This window comes from Spirochaetota bacterium, from assembly GCA_034190085.1.
GTDB lineage: Bacteria > Spirochaetota > UBA4802 > UBA4802 > JAFGDQ01 > JAXHTS01.
This window is the reverse complement of sequence record JAXHTS010000052.1, coordinates 38,297-55,302: the sequence shown is the minus strand read 5'-3', so window position 1 is coordinate 55,302 and position 17,006 is coordinate 38,297. Positions and strand designations below refer to the sequence as shown.

The following is a 17,006-nucleotide window of genomic DNA, read 5'->3' as shown; positions in this document are numbered from 1 at the left end:
AGTATGTGAACTTTGACATATACTTTTTATAATGTCTAATGTTTCTGATATTTATCTCTCTTGACTTAAATTCACATAACCTATACTATAAAACAAACCTCCTTCAAGTTCACGAAAATGATATATTAAACGTAAACGGAAGAAGGAAGAAACACTCCTAATATTCAATCATCCCTACAAGATAAAAAACGGTTGGACATCATCTTGAAATGAAAATGCGATTATACTCGATAATAGTAATCCTCACTTTTTATAATCAGGGGACCTCTAATCTCTTTTCACTCACGAAATATAAAGAAGTTCAGCTTTTCGGAATGAAAATATATTCACAAGAATATATATTAGAATATCTAAATCTAAAAAAAATTTCTGTTGATAGGGAACGCTATAAATCCGTTTCTAAATCTATTTTAGAATTCTATAAAAAAAGGGGTTATACATTGGTTAAGACCCATTTGATAGAAGAGACCAAGCATTCCTTGAAGATCATTATAGATGAAGGTCGTCTGGGGAAAATAGTATTCCATAGGCTCAGCTCAATTAAGACTATAATAATGCGTCAAGAGTTTAATCTAAAGCATAAAATCTATAATAAATATGCAGTAGAAAGAGAGACTAACCGACTTAAAAAAAAATATGGATATAAAGATATACATATTATCATACAACCGGCTAAAGAATTTGATAAAGCCTCCTTTCAACTCTACAAGGAGTTTGAACTACCTGGTTTAGGGAAGACTAGTCTACCCTTTCTCGATAAATTCGGATATGCTAATAGTTTAATAGTAGTGTTTGAACCACATCCGTCATCTCCAGTCAATAAATTTGATTATGGACTTAAAACCAGTTATAGAAAAGGTCTGATCCCATATGTTAGGTACTATCATCCATCTTTTGCAGTAAAGAAGGATTTTCTTGAGATAGGCTCATCTATTGGAATCAGATATGAGGGTTTACACAGCATTGATTCAATCTTAATAGATTTAACGAAATTCTCCAAACCCAACCTGTCTGGATTCTCTGAAATACCCAACTGGACCTTTATGAAGCTATATTCAAACTATCATTTTGTGCCGACATTAAAAGGATACTTCACACCTCTTTTCACTGGACTAATTCATAATTCAAGAGCATCCCGCATTGATCTTGGTTTAACCAAATACAAATTCTTGCAGATGAGAGGAACACTGGCTCCTGGAATCACATTATTGCATCGATTGAAGATATATGCTGGTGTTGGGGGAGAGAGGGTATATGTACTGGATCCAGATGTTGTTGATGATGATTCCGAATATCATCCAAAGATTGAAAGGCATGTGGATAATTGGGGTTTCTTTGAGATCAGAGTAGTCGATATGATACCCTGGAAACCCAAAAGAACGCTTAGGAAAAGGGTTGAGTTGGTATATGATTATTATTTTAATAGGGATGGATTTCACAAGATTATCTTTGAAAGCGAGATAGTGTTTGAGTTAACTAAATATGGAATATATATACCCGCAATTGAATTTTATAGAATTTGGAAAAATCCCCCATTCTATCATGAGGAATCTATTCCAGGTTCAACATTTAAGGGATTCATGGGGAGTTCATATCACACCAGGAAAATGGTTAGATCTGCCAACAATTATCGAATATCAGCTTATAGAGATTTCATATATGCCGGCATTTTTATTGACTTGGCGTGGTTTCAGGGATCATCCTATGATCTCTCCGGAAATCAGTTTGGGGTTGTCTCAGGTGTATCAGGACATTTTATTTTTTTGGATCAATTCGAATTCAATATTTATTACGGAAGGGATTATCTTTTATCGGAAAGGAAGAGTGGTAATAATATTTATATAAAACTACATAAAAAGAAGTGGTAGATAAAAATAATCCCTTTTAGGGATTATTGTAAAAATTATAACAATCCTAATGACTACATCCATACAATTCACAGGCAGAATAATAACTATATTTCGCCTAATACTCTTATCTCACTCTCAAGTAAGATATTGAACTTTGAATAAACCCTCTCCTTTATGTGATCCATCAAACTCAATATATCTGATGAAGATGCATTATTGGCATTTACAATAAAATTTGTATGTAGGGTTGAGACTACTGCGCCACCAACCCTCTGCCCTTTAAGTCCAGCTTCGTCAATCAATTCCCATGAGGAACGCTGTGGCGGATTTTTAAAAACAGATCCAGCTGAAGGATAATCTAAAGGATGTTTTAATCGCCTCTGATTAATATTCTCTTCAATCCTATGCCTTATGTCCTCTATGTTTTCACCCCTTGGGAGTTTGAATAATGATCCTAAAATAATAGTATCCTCTTCAATGTTAAGCCTTCTATACTCCGCCATCTCTTTTGTCAACTCTTTGGTCTCAATTGTTCCACTCCAGTTAAGAGATATAACGGAATGGAGGATATCAATAAAATTTCCCATATCAGTGCCTGCATTCATCATAATCCCGCCACCCAGACAACCAGGGATTCCAGCAATAAACTCCATTCCCTTAAATCCCTGATCAAGGCAAAATTGGACAAAGGTTTCCTTCTTCATAATTGAGTCAGCATATACCAGCCCATCGGGTCGAATCTCCATCCTACCATCTAAAACACCATTTTCACATAACTTGATTACAATACCCCGAATACCCTTATCCCCCACAAGCAGGTTTGAGCCTCCTCCAATAATTGTAAGGGGAATCAATCCATCTCTAGCAATTAGTACTATTTCCCTTAGATAATCATGACTTAAGGGATATATGAGAATATCCGCAGGCCCACCGGTCATAAAGCTAGTATGATTCCTCATGGATTCATCCAACCTCATAATCCCAAGTTTACTCAATCTTTCTATTAATTTTTCCTTATTCCTAAACCGCTGATTATTATTCATAATTAGTTCATCATTATAATCTGTTACCTTAACTGGAATATACTTCCCTATAGCTTCTTAAAAATATTGTTACAATAATCCATCTTCTGTAATAATATTTGAATCATTTACATTCAGCTAAAATAAACACAATGTCAAGAAGAAAGAGAATACAGTACGTAATAATAACATTTTATCTTAATCGACAATCGAGAATACAACTACAATATTAGGGATGAATGAACGAGCAAATACCTCATCAATTATTCATTTGACTAAATTAATGACATTTCTTTAGATGATTATTTTCTCTTTTATTTATTAATAGCTTGCAAAAAGTAAAAAAGTGAGTATGTGATAAAATGATGAAAAAAATAAAAAATAGAGAGTTGCCAGATTTAACAGAGTTTACTGATGAGGAAGGAAGAAAGTGGATTCAAACCTCCCCTGAAGATCTATTCTCCAATGATGAGTTTGTTGACATAATAGAATCCATTGATAAAGAAAAGGAGACAGGGGATATTATTCTTGCCAGGATCGACTTTCAAAGGGTTAACAAGGAATATCATGATAAAGCGGTTGAATTACAGACAAAACTCAAAAAACAAAACGAATTGCTAAAAAAATTATTATTAAACTCAAAAGAAACGATTGATCGGAAAAACATAAAGCTGAAAGAACTCATTGATTATATTAAGAAATTACACATGCTATTGGCATACTATAAATTAAAACCTGATGATTTTAATAAAATCGAATCAATCTCTGAAATCTTGTCAGAATCCCAAAAGATTATGGAAGAGGTTGAAGAGAAAAAGATTGACTATGTGCAGATTGAAGAGTTTGTGCTTAATGATAATGGAGAGGAAGGAGAACCGGCTAACTTTTAGGGTGTCAGCATTACTCATATGTGTGCTTTCCGCCATATCCTGCCAAAAAGAACAAGATAAAAATTATTTCTATACCTACATTCAATCAGATCCCGGAAAGCTGGACCCTTTTTATAGCACTGATGTGGTTTCAGGAAGAATACTGACTAAGATATGCAATGGTCTCTTTAAAATCGACAATAATGGAATAATTAAAAGAGATCTGATTGATAGCTTTACATTTAATGGCAAAATCCTGAAAGCCAAGCTTAAGAGAAATGTACATTTTCATAATGGACTAGCTCTTAATTCTGATGATGTTATTTTCTCCTACGAAAGAATAAAAAACTCCAAAAATCCGACATCCCCGAGGAGATGGATATTCAATAATATTAAAACAATAGCAAAGCGAGGTGAACACGAGTTCAGCATCAAGCTTAAAAGACCCTCATCAACCTTCCTATCTCTTTTAACTATGCCGAACTGTTATATAATCTCAAAGAATGAATTTTTGAAACACAGAAACATCATCGGAAGCGGCCCCTTTATCCTAAAGACTTGGGGACAGGATGAAAAAATAGTACTTGAAGCTAATCAAAATTATTTTGGCAGAAGATCGAAGATCAAAGGAATAGTGTTCAAGATTATACCTGAGGACCTCACCGCAAGGTTTGAGTTCCTTAATGGAGCATTGGATTATTTTGAACTCCCCTATTTAGCAAACATCGATTATGTAAAAAACGCCCATTTCAATAAAAATGCAAGAATAATAGAAATACCTGAACTCAGTGTTCATTACATAGCGCTTAATACCTCAAGATATCCCTTCAATAAGAAGGTATTCAGAAAGGCGCTAAACATGGCAATTGATAGGGATATGATCATGAAAAGCCTTTTAAAGAATAGATTCCAAAGGGCCTCTGGTCCGATACCGCCGAGAATAGGCGATTATGTGACAACAACCGATTCCATACCCTATAATCCTTCAAAGGCAAGAAAGATAATCAAGCAATTCACCCTAAACAATAAGCGGTTCACGCTCTTCACAAAATCTGATCATCAGGTATCACTGATCTCTCAGATGGTACAATACTACTTGAAAAAAATGGATCTAAATATTGGAATACAGGAGATGGACTGGTCAGCCCTAAAGGCAGCAACCATAAAGGGATCCTATGATTTAGCCTACTTTACATGGCATGCCGACTATCCTGAACCGGAAAATTTTTTATACCCATTATTCTTCTCAAAAAACAGCGGAACCGGAGGGAACAGATCCTTTTACTTTAATGAAGAAGTTGACCGCCTTCTCATAATGGCTCAAAGAACCATTGATAATAGTAAAAGATTTAAAATCTACAACAAAATCGAAAGAATAATAATTGACGATGCCCCGTGGATTTTCTTATGGTATGGTGACAAGAGAATTGCTATTACAAAAAGGATAACACAATTCGTTCCCTATCCTATATACTGTGGTTTTAAGGGAAACGAGATATCCATAGCCAGCAAAACTGAATAGATAATGGAGGATAAATTGACTTTACGAATACATAACACACTCTCCAGACTAACTGAAGAGCTAATCCCAGGTGGAGTTAGGAAGGATAATATTGAAGATTATCCCCCCATTACCATATACTCCTGTGGACCCACAGTATACAGCTATGCGCATATTGGCAATTTCCGAACCTTTCTATTTAATGACCTGTTGAGAAGATACCTCAAATTCAGAGGATTCAAGATTAATCACACAATGAACATAACGGACGTAGATGATAAAACCATTGCAGGCTCAAATGAGGAAGGCGTAAGTTTAGGGGAATTTACAGAGAAATACATAAGGATATTCTTTGAAGATTTGAAAACCCTTAATATTGAGCCTGTAGAACATACACCAAGGGCTACAGAATCCATTGATTCTATGATCGATATCATTGAAAGATTATTTAAGAAGGGTATTGCTTATGAAAAAGACGGATCTATATACTATAGCATAGCGAATTTTTCTGACTATGGCAAGCTCAGCAGGCTCGACAAACGAGAAATTACAAGCGGGTTAAGATTCGATAGTGACGAATATGACAAGGATGATGTAAGAGACTTTGCTCTATGGAAAGCGCCAAAGGAGAATGAGCCATACTGGGAAACACCATATGGCAATGGCAGACCTGGATGGCATATAGAATGCTCAGCTATGGTAAGAAAGGTTTTTAACAAAACCATAGACATCCATACCGGCGGCGTGGATCTCATCTTCCCTCATCACGAGAATGAGATAGCTCAGAGCGAGGCTGCCTATGATGAGCCCTTTGTCAGGTATTGGATACATGCAGAACATCTCTTGGTGGATGGGGCGAAGATGTCCAAATCTCTGGAAAATTTCTATACACTTAGAGATATTCTGAATATGGGTTATTCCCCCAGATCCATCCGGTACCTCCTTATGTCAGCTCATTACAAAAAGCAATTGAACTTTACCTTTCAAGGCATAAAGCAAGCAGATAATGCGCTTAATCGAATTGATAATCTGCTATCCAGATTAGAAGAGATTAGTATTGATAACGAAAAAAATCCAGAGGTCAAATCCATTATTGACAACTTTTTTTCAGAGTTTATCGATATTATGGATGATGATATAAATATATCAGGCGGAATAGGCAGATTCTTCAAGTTTTTGCATGAAATAAATTCACTAATTGACATAAACAGAATTTCCAAAATCGACATCCAAGATATAAATGACGCTTTAGAGAGAATAGACTCTGTATTCGGATTTATCTTCTTTAAAGAAAAAAAGGATAAAGCCATTGATATCAATAGAATTGAAAAACTTATACAGGAAAGGGCCGATGCAAGAATTGAGAAAGACTTCAAAAAGGCTGATGAGATCAGGGAAATGCTCTTGAAGGAGAATATTATTTTAGAAGACAAGAAAGATGGTACAAGGTGGAAAATAAAAAAATAGTCTACGGACGAAACACAACATTGGAATATATCAAACAACTCGACAATCCATCCGGCGCAGAGTTATTCATCTCAAAAACCGCACATGGCAAGATCATCGATTTTATCATAAAGGAATCACAAAGAAAAGAAATCCCAATTGAATATTGCGAGAAATCCTATCTAACAAGATTTAATTCATCATCAAACCATCAGGGAGTGGTTTTAGTTCTTCCACGTAAAAAGAAGGCAACTAACGATCAGGAATTTATAGAGAATATTCTTCACAATAAGGGAGTGCTCGTTTTGCTGGATCAATTGACAGATCCTCAGAATGTCGGATCCATCATAAGGACAACTGAGGCTCTTGGTGGAGATGGCGTGGTAATATCGAAATCCCATTCCTCAAATATAACCAGTGTTGTAGTGAAAGCATCTGCCGGTGCGACTGTATACTTAAGAATTCTCACTGTCTCAAATATCGCAAACTTCCTCGAAAATGCTAAAAAGATGGGATTCTGGATTATAGGAACTTCTGATAAAGGGGATTCTGACTTAACCAGATTAAGAGGGCTTAGGCCATCTATCATTATAATAGGAAATGAAGGAAGCGGAATGAGGAGATTAACAAAAGAAAAATGCGACCTCATTGTGCAGATCCCACTAAAGGGTAACATGACATCATTAAACGCCTCGGTTGCCGCTGGGATTGTCTTATATGAGGCGCTGATTGAATGAGGATAATATCAACCTCTATTGCTTCTGTGCATAGTATTTATTAAAGCATAAGGGTTAAACTAAAGAACCTACCGGGAAATTATTATGAATACAAGACTAATCGGATATTTACTCTATGTTTGTTTACTACCCCTAGTGATGTCCAGATGTACACCCAACTCAGAACGGATATTGAATACTGGAATTAAACGATTTGAACAAGGGGAAACGGCCAAAGCCATTACAATGATTGAAAAGGGGATCATAGATTCTGTAACAATTAAGCATTTTAGCACAACAAATTTATCCTGCTCAAATAATTTAATCTATTATAGGAATAATGATTACCTTAAAATAGCTTATCCCCATGAGATGGATATCATGATTAATAACAATAGCATCAATCTATGCTATGATCCAGTATTACAAAGAGTTGGGTTGCTGAATGGCATGAATGCAGATATCTTCAATATGAAAGGCGCTCTCGTAAAGGACGTGCCGCTCAATCAAGCAAATGGGAAGGAAGTAAAAGCAATAGCTTTACTGAATGATAAACTCTATTATTATTGTAATAGAAGGATTTATTTCACTGGTCTACATTCAAATAATGCAGGACGTCTGGTAAAGGATAGATTCTCACCCCCATTTTCACCGAGTTTGTTTTATCTTGTTCAACTACAAACAAATAATAATAAATTAGCAATAATTGTCGGTATTGGTGGTTCCTACAATATGAGTGTAATTGACCTCAGTAATAGCTCAATCATGCTCCAAAATTGGAAGATTTCATCATCAAAGATATCTTTCCAAGAAGGATACCTGTATTGTATTACAGGCTCCACTGGGAATTGGACTTTGAGAAGGATATCTATCTATACTAAAAAGAGGAATATACTACTCGCTTTTAATAATTTAATTGATTTAGAACTCACACCTTCTGGTATAATTTATGAGAATAATGATGGATTATGGATTATGAATTATTCTAATAAGAGACCAGTGAGATTGCCTTTTCGTTTTAAATTGGCTGGGAGATATCTTGAGCATCTCCTCATAAGAAATGACAATGGATTCTACTTAATAGACATGAATAAATTTTTGGATATAATAACATATCTTAATAGCAAGATTCCTTCACTATTTGAAAAAAAATAAAGTGTTCTTAAAAAACAAATAGGATGTCTTTATATACACCCTGAAAAACATACCTATCCCCATCCCTCTGACAACTGCTCTCTATTATCTTCTTTACCACATCCAGTTTACCCTTATCAATGTCAAGACGCTTGCAATAATACTCTGCTTCTTTGTTCAAATCTATAAATATGTAATTTCTTCTCTGTTCAATTCTTCTATGCCTGTACTTTAATCCATTTTTCTGCAGGATCATCTCAATTTTGTAAAAAAAATCAGAATAACCTCTCTTAATATTCAGACTCTTGCATATAATCTCTGATAATGATTTGGTTCCTGAACCAGCCTTGATAATAAGAATAGACTTATTTGAAAAACAACTCATCTTTTTTATTGCAGCATCAATATTCTGCATCCCATATATAGAATGTATACAAATGAGATTGTCCCCTCTATCTTTATGCCATGATTCCCAATCAATACAATTCAAACTAACTAATTGAGAAAATTGTTCGTTTATCTTTTCCATGAAGAGTTTGACCATCTCAGGAGATGGTTCTATGGCTATTACTCTATAGCCCATTCTTGCTAAGGGGATAGAGAAGAAACCAGTTCCCGCCCCAACATCTATTATTGTCCTCCCTTCATCTATCTCTTCCAGGACTATATCTAATAGAACTCCAGGATACCCCTCAGCGGACAATCTTTTCTCATAGGCACAAGCGAATTGTCTATCATGAAATCTTGATCTCACCTAATAATCCAGAACATCCTATTTCTTAAAAATAACCTTACCAATCACCGCGTCCTTGTTGATCGCTCCGAAGGTTCTGCTGTCAAAGCTATAATCAATGTTATCCCCTAACACGAAGAATTCATTCCTCTTCAACCTCATCGCTTGCATGTTATCCCTATATGAAAAATTCATAGGAAATATCCTATCATCATTAGAAAGGACCTCCCAATCAGATTTAAATTCCTGACTGTTTTTATATATTTTTTTCCTACTAATCTCAATTGTATCCCCCTCCTTGGCAATTACTCTTTTTAATAATACCCTATCTGGCTCCACAGGGCTATTGAATAAAATAATATCCCCCACAGCAGGCGTTATGTGCCTTAGCACATAAACGATATCCCCCCTTTTCAGATTTGGAGACATCGATTCGTTGAGAACAGTAAAAGGGATAATGAATATCCTCGCAATGAAAAGACCCAAGACTAGGCCCGTAACAAGCATAATTACCTTTGTTAACCGAATAAAGACTGATCCTCTATTCTCTTCAGGTATGTACATTCACTTAAACCTTATGCTTATATTTAATTAATACTCTTAACACATAGAAGAGGCGAAGTCTCCCATTAAATCAGCAGAAGTAGTATATAGAAAAACAGTTAGTATGAACCTATCCCTTGATTGCCAGCCATTCCTTTAATTTTTATAAAAAAGTCAAAAAGTCAAGAAGTAAAGACTATTAAGGGATCCATACCGGATATTTATCACTAGCTGGGTTATCAGTTAATCTAGTCAATGCATCTCCATTGGCATCTATTCTAAATATATCATCATGACTTTGAGGAAGAGGATCTGCCTCATAGAATGAACCGAAGACAATAAAATCTCCATCAGGCGAAAAGGATGGAAGATATTCTGCACGATCGCTATGATCTCCAATCAGAATTAAATCTATTAGTCCACGCCCATCTATGTTTATTTTAAATATATGCCAGATACCACTTCCCCAATTCTCTCCATTATACTCTACTGGCCGCTCAAATACTATCCATTGACCATCAGGGCTATAGCATGGATCATAATTGCCAGGCGGGAAGGCAGGAGTAGAGACACCCTCCCCACCATCATAAATAGTCTCTATTTTGCCACCCAGAACATCCATCTTTTTAATCACGAATCTTGGCGTTATTGCATCAAAAGAGCTATATACAATGGATTCCCCATCGGATGACCAGCTAGGATCACCCTCAATCACATAAGATGTTTTTGTGAGATTGGTTAAACTCGATCCATTGACCCTTATTTTGTATATATCACTCTCTTCATCTGGAAACTTCATAAGAAACACAATCCATTCGCTGTCAGGGGAGAAACTATCTCCCTCAGCAATGATTTTCTAAATCAGTAAGACGGACTTCATTCTTTGTAATTAAATCAATTATCCAAAGGGATCTTCTATCCCAATCATCCAATTCGCCATTATCATTCGTATCCTCCTCAGAGCGTGAGCAGACAAGGTATCGTCGCACCGGATCAACTCCCATAATAAAATGGTGTTCTTCAGTGTAGGCAATACGGGTTACACCCTCTCCATTGCGATCCATTGAGTAAATCTCAGTTCGACTAGTATTAGTATCTCTATTAAAAACAAAAAGGAATTCAGCTGTGGATGACAGTGATTTTATTCTAAACTGCTCAAAATATGAGAAAACAGTATCATCTGAATCATCATCTGAACACGAACTAAATAAAAAAAGAATAATAAGTAGTTTAACTATAATATCGAATAATATATTAATCATGGTTTAAACTATATCTATTGGATCTTAGTGATTTGAATCTATAAATAAATGCTTAATTCAAAACTGTATTCCTCCCCTCTATTTGAGAAGGAGGCGATCCATCCCAAATAAATTTATGACTCAGGGGATGATTTATATCAAGCCATTCATCATAGCTATTCTTTTCGTGATTCCTATTCCTTATTAATAAATTACCCGAACCTTTTGTAAAGATAAAAATCCTAGATGCCACATAGTTTATAATATCCTTTCTTATTGCCGCAACATTGACAAAAAGAGTGTTATTCAACTCTTCTGATACCTTTGCGTTTCCAGGTAGATAATTTGGCCAATGTGTGTGACCTGCAATCCAAACATCTACTTTATATTGCTTTAATACATCGGCAAATCTCCCTGAACCAATTATATTTCTACTGGAGATCCAGCTTCCAAAAAGATTGCTCTGCTCAAGATAGGCATGAGTCACTGTAATGATTATACAATTTTGATTGTTTATTACATAATTCTTCCACCATACATAAGTATCATCTGATATATCTTGCGGAGGGCTATTCTTTTCATCCGACATCAATAAAATGAGGATATTTCCAACTCGCACAGAGTAACATAACGGTTTATTTATATATCTATCATAATTAGCATAATCCTTTGCCTCATGATTACCTGCTATCTCATACCAGTATTTTATCGATAATTCATTTCTTGTTCTTAAAAACCATTCATATACATGAGGTGTTCTTGAATAATGAATAATATCACCCGCAATAATTGCCATATCAACATCCCTGAAATTATCTCTTATATCCTTTACAGCCAACTCATAATGATACCACTCCTTTTTGTCCCGTGGTTGGATATCAGAATGAACCCAAATAACATATTTATCATCACCAAAGAATGGTTCAATGATTCTTGTGTCTCTCTTCTGTGAAGAACAGCTAATTAAAATAACTGAAAATATAATGATTAAGATAAGGTGAAACGATTTGTTAATAGATTTTTGCATTTTTCAGTTCAGAAAAATTTAATTTTGAATTAACACTTTCAGTATACTCACTTATCCATTCGGCATCATCTCATTCATTATATTCAACTTGTCAAGCGACAATTATTTCTCACGAATGATACCACCAACTGTAATTATTATAACAACAATCTTCTCGACTATTATTCAAAAACACTACCATGATCATTGTCCATAAATTTATAAAAATAAATATAAAGGAGGTCATTATATTGGCGACCAATGATGTGATAACAAAACAATAAATACTCAATTTTTCCAGAGGCTCTCAAAGCACTAAAAGCGGTCTTGTGCATATAAAATCTAATGACACAAACTCAAAAATTATGTAGATTTTATTTGCGCGTTCTCATCGCATTTTCTGTTTTCGTATATAGCAATGGCAAGCAAAGAGATGAAGAAAACAAGGAAAAAATAGTCATACACTATACAATCGAATAACTGACCAAAAAGAAGTGCTAAAAATGGAATGGCTATATAATATTTTCTTTTTTTAAATAGTCTAAAAATTAAAATAAAAATAGATAAAAAAATCGCAAAGCCAATAATTCCAGATTCAGCTAATATTTGTAGAAATAAATTATGAGAGTTGTATGCTCCAATAATATTTTTTTCATCCTGTCCAGTTAATTTTGTATATTTATTAAAATAGTGATTATATACTGATGGACCAGTACCTAAAAATGGAGTATCATTAAGAGACTTTATCACCCCTTTCCATAGCTCTAATCTGGGTGTTAATGAGCCATGAAATATGCTATTGTAAGCTCCCTGAATATTTATTCTATTATCTAATTGTCCTCTTATGAAAAAAAGAATAGTAAGGAGTAGGAGTATAACTGCTGCACAACTTCCTGTAATGAGTATAATTTTGTTTATAATTGATAACTGTGAAATGTATAAGAATAAGCATAAACAGACCATAATTGTGAAAAATCCATTTAAACTGCCTGCAGCTAATATTCCAAATACAGAAGCTATCAGGGATAAAATTGCAAAGTTCTTTGATATAAACTTTTCTTTTAATAAAGTCAATGAAGTAATACAAATAACTGCAGAAAATACGCCGTATACATTGGGATTTGACATTAGTGATTCATTTCTAGGAAGAAATTGAAGACCGATTTTATGTACAAAGAGAATGTTCTTAAAGAAATTTGGGAAAATATAGATTAAAATTGCAACCAACGCAAGAAAGATAACAGATGATAGATAAAATCTGAAAATTGCTTTTACATCTTCATCAGATTCAATGTAGAAAACGATTCCAAAAAAAACAATAATTACCTCAAAATATTTCACATAATGCTTAATAGCTATTCTACTATCATAACTTGATATTGATGAAAGAAAAAGTACTAACAAAAAGAGGAAAATAAGGACAAATTCTTTTTTATATATAGAGACAGAATTTTTTATTGTTTTATAGTTATATGCTATCAAGAAAAGGCCAGCCATAGGTGCTGTGAGATTAAACAGGTCAACCTTCAGGTATGGGATATCTAATTCAGGAAGAAGAGCAGTGCTTGATATAACTCCCAGTACAAACAAAAACAGATTGCTTCTATCTTTTAAAACATCCAATTTCATTCTTTATTATGATCTTTTTTTTCGATTAGATTTTCAACATGATGGAAAATATAAAAAGTGAGTAGTACCAGAAGGGAGATAATTAAAAAAAGGATTAGAGAATATTTTGGTTCAATATAAAGCAGAAGAATTGATGTCAATCCAAGTATAATAGTGTAACCATATATAACAAACAGTATGCCCCTGTTTGTAAAACCTAAATTCTGTAGTCTATGATGAAGATGATTCTTATCTGCAAGAAATATATTATTTCCGTCTCTCCATCTTATAAAAATTACACGCGCAATATCTCCTATTGGGATAAGAAGCAGGATAAATGGAATTAAAAATAGAGTTGCAACAGAACTTTTTTTAATACCCATTAGAGGCAATGTTGCATATAAAAAACCAAGAAAATATGCCCCACCATCACCCATGAATATTTTTGCAGGAGGAAAATTGAAAATATAAAATCCAAGGATTGCTCCACCAAGAATAATCGAAATTTGAATAATTAAGTGATTATTATAGAAAATAGCAATTAAAAGAATAAAGATATTTGCAATGAATACTATCCCAGATGCAAGACCATCCATACCATCAATAAGATTTATTGCATTCATAAACATCACTATCCATAATACTGTAATAATATTCGAAAAGATGCCAAATTCTATTGATATGATGTTATAAAATATTAACCGATCAAAAAGTAATCCAGATTGAGTTACTAATAACCCTGAAATAATTTGAAGGATCAATTTATATCTGGCTCTTATGTTCCATAGATCATCTACAAATCCTGTTAAAAAGGCTATAAAAATTGCAATAAGATATATAATAATATTGAATTGAAAAGGGGCATTATTTAGAGCAATAATTATAAAAGGAATAATAAAACCTATGAATATCCCTAAACCTCCCAATCTGCTTATATTGCCATTGTGTATTTTTCTTTCATTAACTTGATCATAGAAATTGAATTTTTTTGATAGATATATAATTACTGGTATTAAAGATACAGATATAAGAAAAGAAAATAAAATTTGAATTATATAACTACTTTTCATAATTTCTATGGTTTGTTTTTGATTGACAGCTGCTCTGTTTTAATAATCGGTATTGAACAAAAAATCATTGAATGTCAATTCAATAATTAATGATTTTTATATCATGCTCAATCATTTCAATGATCATATTCTTGAAATTTTTTTGTGGTTTCCATTCTAAAAGATTGAATGCCTTTGAGTAGTCACCGCAAAGAGGAATTTTTTCTGAACTGCGGTAAAATTTTTTGTCGATCTTTACGTAATCCTCGTAATTGAGGTCAAGATAATTGAAGGCAATTTCAAGAAATTCTTTTACAGAATGCAGTCTGCCTGTTGAAATTATATAATCATCTGCCTGTTCTTGCTGCAGCATCAGCCACATTGCTTCAACATAATCAGGTGCATATCCCCAATCTCGGACTGCATCAATATTACCTAGATATAAGCTGTCCTGTAGATTGCGTTTTATTCTTGCAGCAGATGATGTTATCTTTCGCGTAACATACTGAAATCCCCGGCGAGGCGATTCATGATTATACATTATTCCATTACAAGCAAATAGACCATATTGTTCGCGATAATTCTTCATTAGATGATAACTCGAGAGTTTTGAAATGCCATACACTGATCGAGGATTAAAGGGAGTGTCTTCTTTCTGAGGCGAGATTTCGACATTGCCAAACATTTCACTTGAACCTGCATAATAGATTCGGCAGTTAGGTGCAAACTCCTTAAGAGTGGCTAGGATGTAATGAGTGGAAGTAAAATTAAAGTTTATAATTGAAAATTCTTCTTCAAATGAATAACTCACAAAGCTAGATGCTGCAAGATGGTAGAGTTCATCAGGTTTTACATCGGTTATAACTTTTATCAGATTAAGGCTGTTTTCAAGAGAACATATGTGCAGATTGATATCCTTACGAATGTGTTTGATATTTGCAAGTTTCCTCTCATCCTCAATTGTCGCTCTCCTCACTATGCCATGCACTTCATAGCCTTTATCCAGTAGAAAATCTGCAAGATAAGATCCATCCTGACCAGTTATTCCTGTAATAAGCGCTCTTTTCATGATCTATTTTTATACCAATCATATACTTTGGTTATACCATCCTCCAGTGATACAGATGGACTCCAACCTAATGATTTCAGATGCGATATATCCAGCAATTTTTTGGGTGTACCATCAGGTTTGCTTACATCAAAAGAGATAGTTCCTGTAAAACCAACAATTCTTTTCACAATTGATGCAAGTTCCTTGATTGTAAGATCGATTCCTGATCCTATATTTATAAACTCACCTATATCCTTGTAATCATAATTTTCCATTAGATAAACAACTGCATCTGCCAGATCATCAACGTACAAGAATTCACGGAATGGAGTGCCTGTACCCCATAGTGAGACATTTATTTGATTTGTAATATATTGATTATTATTAGCATTTAATGAATCAGTTTTGATTCCAAAATAATTTAATGCAAGAAGCATATCTTCCTTAGATGTGTCATTAGCAATAACAACTGTTTTGTTGTCTATGTGAAGTTTGCTATTGCCAGCAATGCGAAAATCATTTTTGATGTTCTTATAATCTTCTTGGGATAGGAGCTTTGCTAGGTAGAATTTGCGTATCAATGCTGGAAGCACATGAGAATCAACAAGATTAAAATTATCATTCGTTCCATAAAGATTACTAGGCATCACTGAAATAAAATTCGTTCCATACTGTTCATTAAAATATCTGCACATTTTGATTGCTGCTATCTTTGCAATTGCATAGGGTTCATTTGTAGGTTCCAATGCTCCGCTTAACAGATACTCTTCTTTCATTGGTTGAGGTGATAATTTTGGATAGATACACGAGGATCCCAGATTGAGTAATTTTTTGATTCCGTATTTATATGATGCATGGATTACATTGCTTGATATCATTATGTTATCATAGATAAAGTCAGCCTTGTATGTATTATTTGCAACAATCCCTCCAACTTTTGCAGCTGATAAAAAGACATATTCAGGCCTTTCCTTCTCAAAAAAAGAATTCACGTCCAATTGAGAGATCATATTGATGGGATAAAATTTTATTAAGGAGTTCTCATATTCTTGAGGTTTTTTTCTATTAAAGCTCGATATTAAATTATTGTATCCTTTTGATAATAGATTTCTGATAATTGCTGATCCTACTAATCCAGTTCCACCTGCAATAAATATTTTGGAATTTTTATTCATTATCTTAATATTTTATTTTTATTTCTTGGTGATGGTCATTTTAATTAATAAGAATCGAGAAT

At 34.0% G+C, this 17,006-nt stretch carries 16 protein-coding genes; 6 read left to right on the top strand and 10 right to left on the bottom strand.

The window, feature by feature from the left end:
* Positions 1 to 314: 314 nt before the first annotated feature.
* Positions 315 to 1,868: a hypothetical protein gene (locus tag SVZ03_10055; protein MDY6934549.1), complete on the top strand. Its 1,554-nt coding sequence runs from the start codon at positions 315 to 317 to the stop codon at positions 1,866 to 1,868.
* Between the two features lie 86 nt (positions 1,869 to 1,954).
* On the opposite strand, the gene murB is transcribed toward SVZ03_10055, so the two are convergent.
* Complete coding sequence (gene murB, locus SVZ03_10050) at positions 1,955 to 2,893, bottom strand: UDP-N-acetylmuramate dehydrogenase (GenBank protein MDY6934548.1); 939 nt, start codon at positions 2,891 to 2,893, stop codon at positions 1,955 to 1,957.
* Between the two features lie 341 nt (positions 2,894 to 3,234).
* On the opposite strand from murB, the gene SVZ03_10045 reads away from it, so the two are divergent.
* From SVZ03_10045 to SVZ03_10025, 5 genes are all read left to right on the top strand, one after another.
* Positions 3,235 to 3,762 (top strand): hypothetical protein, encoded by a 528-nt coding sequence (locus tag SVZ03_10045; protein ID MDY6934547.1) that lies wholly within the window; start codon positions 3,235 to 3,237, stop codon positions 3,760 to 3,762.
* On the top strand, positions 3,725 to 5,263 hold the full coding sequence (locus SVZ03_10040) for an ABC transporter substrate-binding protein (protein ID MDY6934546.1): 1,539 nt from the start codon (positions 3,725 to 3,727) through the stop codon (positions 5,261 to 5,263). Before SVZ03_10045 ends, SVZ03_10040 begins: the two co-directional genes overlap by 38 nt.
* Positions 5,264 to 5,278: 15 nt before the next feature.
* Complete coding sequence (gene cysS / locus SVZ03_10035) at positions 5,279 to 6,709, top strand: cysteine--tRNA ligase (GenBank protein ID MDY6934545.1); 1,431 nt, start codon at positions 5,279 to 5,281, stop codon at positions 6,707 to 6,709.
* The gene (rlmB, locus tag SVZ03_10030) at positions 6,691 to 7,425 is read left to right on the top strand and encodes a 23S rRNA (guanosine(2251)-2'-O)-methyltransferase RlmB (GenBank protein MDY6934544.1); all 735 of its coding nucleotides are present in this window, start codon (positions 6,691 to 6,693) and stop codon (positions 7,423 to 7,425) included. The genes cysS and rlmB overlap by 19 nt, the downstream gene beginning before the upstream one ends.
* Positions 7,426 to 7,509: 84 nt before the next feature.
* Complete coding sequence (locus tag SVZ03_10025) at positions 7,510 to 8,559, top strand: hypothetical protein (GenBank protein ID MDY6934543.1); 1,050 nt, start codon at positions 7,510 to 7,512, stop codon at positions 8,557 to 8,559.
* A 7-nt stretch (positions 8,560 to 8,566) separates the two neighbouring features.
* Here the strand turns inward: SVZ03_10025 and SVZ03_10020 are convergent, their stop codons facing one another.
* The 9 genes from SVZ03_10020 to SVZ03_09980 all read right to left on the bottom strand — a co-directional run bounded on the left by SVZ03_10020 (position 8,567) and on the right by SVZ03_09980 (position 16,944).
* The gene (locus SVZ03_10020) at positions 8,567 to 9,292 is read right to left on the bottom strand and encodes a methyltransferase domain-containing protein (GenBank protein MDY6934542.1); all 726 of its coding nucleotides are present in this window, start codon (positions 9,290 to 9,292) and stop codon (positions 8,567 to 8,569) included.
* A gap of 18 nt (positions 9,293 to 9,310) precedes the next feature.
* Positions 9,311 to 9,835, bottom strand: coding sequence for a signal peptidase I (lepB, locus tag SVZ03_10015; protein ID MDY6934541.1), 525 nt, complete (start codon positions 9,833 to 9,835; stop codon positions 9,311 to 9,313).
* Positions 9,836 to 10,013: 178 nt separating this feature from the next.
* A complete protein-coding gene (locus tag SVZ03_10010) occupies positions 10,014 to 10,613 on the bottom strand; it encodes a hypothetical protein (protein ID MDY6934540.1) in 600 nt (199 codons plus the stop codon).
* 43 nt (positions 10,614 to 10,656) lie between these two features.
* Positions 10,657 to 11,076: a hypothetical protein gene (locus SVZ03_10005; protein ID MDY6934539.1), complete on the bottom strand. Its 420-nt coding sequence runs from the start codon at positions 11,074 to 11,076 to the stop codon at positions 10,657 to 10,659.
* A 52-nt stretch (positions 11,077 to 11,128) separates the two neighbouring features.
* Positions 11,129 to 12,082 (bottom strand): metallophosphoesterase, encoded by a 954-nt coding sequence (locus SVZ03_10000; protein MDY6934538.1) that lies wholly within the window; start codon positions 12,080 to 12,082, stop codon positions 11,129 to 11,131.
* Between the two features lie 342 nt (positions 12,083 to 12,424).
* Complete coding sequence (locus SVZ03_09995) at positions 12,425 to 13,690, bottom strand: O-antigen ligase family protein (protein ID MDY6934537.1); 1,266 nt, start codon at positions 13,688 to 13,690, stop codon at positions 12,425 to 12,427.
* Positions 13,687 to 14,595 carry an MraY family glycosyltransferase gene (locus SVZ03_09990; GenBank protein ID MDY6934536.1) on the bottom strand — a complete coding sequence of 303 codons (909 nt, stop codon included), beginning with the start codon at positions 14,593 to 14,595 and terminating at the stop codon, positions 13,687 to 13,689. The genes SVZ03_09995 and SVZ03_09990 overlap by 4 nt, the downstream gene beginning before the upstream one ends.
* A 223-nt stretch (positions 14,596 to 14,818) precedes the next feature.
* A complete protein-coding gene (locus tag SVZ03_09985) occupies positions 14,819 to 15,787 on the bottom strand; it encodes a GDP-mannose 4,6-dehydratase (protein ID MDY6934535.1) in 969 nt (322 codons plus the stop codon).
* Complete coding sequence (locus SVZ03_09980) at positions 15,784 to 16,944, bottom strand: GDP-L-fucose synthase (protein ID MDY6934534.1); 1,161 nt, start codon at positions 16,942 to 16,944, stop codon at positions 15,784 to 15,786. The genes SVZ03_09985 and SVZ03_09980 overlap by 4 nt, the downstream gene beginning before the upstream one ends.
* Positions 16,945 to 17,006: the final 62 nt, after the last annotated feature.

What these genes read in the sequence shown, in the direction of transcription:
- SVZ03_10010 (MDY6934540.1), bottom strand. Translation starts at nt 10,613, where the DNA reads ATGAAGTTTCCAGATGAAGAGAGTGATATATACAAAATAAGGGTCAAT.
- murB (MDY6934548.1), bottom strand. Translation starts at nt 2,893, where the DNA reads ATGAATAATAATCAGCGGTTTAGGAATAAGGAAAAATTAATAGAAAGA.
- SVZ03_10055 (MDY6934549.1), top strand. Translation starts at nt 315, where the DNA reads ATGAAAATATATTCACAAGAATATATATTAGAATATCTAAATCTAAAA.
- SVZ03_10045 (MDY6934547.1), top strand. Translation starts at nt 3,235, where the DNA reads ATGATGAAAAAAATAAAAAATAGAGAGTTGCCAGATTTAACAGAGTTT.
- SVZ03_10040 (MDY6934546.1), top strand. Translation starts at nt 3,725, where the DNA reads ATGATAATGGAGAGGAAGGAGAACCGGCTAACTTTTAGGGTGTCAGCA.
- SVZ03_09995 (MDY6934537.1), bottom strand. Translation starts at nt 13,690, where the DNA reads ATGAAATTGGATGTTTTAAAAGATAGAAGCAATCTGTTTTTGTTTGTA.
- SVZ03_10025 (MDY6934543.1), top strand. Translation starts at nt 7,510, where the DNA reads ATGAATACAAGACTAATCGGATATTTACTCTATGTTTGTTTACTACCC.
- SVZ03_10005 (MDY6934539.1), bottom strand. Translation starts at nt 11,076, where the DNA reads ATGATTAATATATTATTCGATATTATAGTTAAACTACTTATTATTCTT.
- SVZ03_09985 (MDY6934535.1), bottom strand. Translation starts at nt 15,787, where the DNA reads ATGAAAAGAGCGCTTATTACAGGAATAACTGGTCAGGATGGATCTTAT.
- SVZ03_10000 (MDY6934538.1), bottom strand. Translation starts at nt 12,082, where the DNA reads ATGCAAAAATCTATTAACAAATCGTTTCACCTTATCTTAATCATTATA.
- SVZ03_09980 (MDY6934534.1), bottom strand. Translation starts at nt 16,944, where the DNA reads ATGAATAAAAATTCCAAAATATTTATTGCAGGTGGAACTGGATTAGTA.
- lepB (MDY6934541.1), bottom strand. Translation starts at nt 9,835, where the DNA reads ATGTACATACCTGAAGAGAATAGAGGATCAGTCTTTATTCGGTTAACA.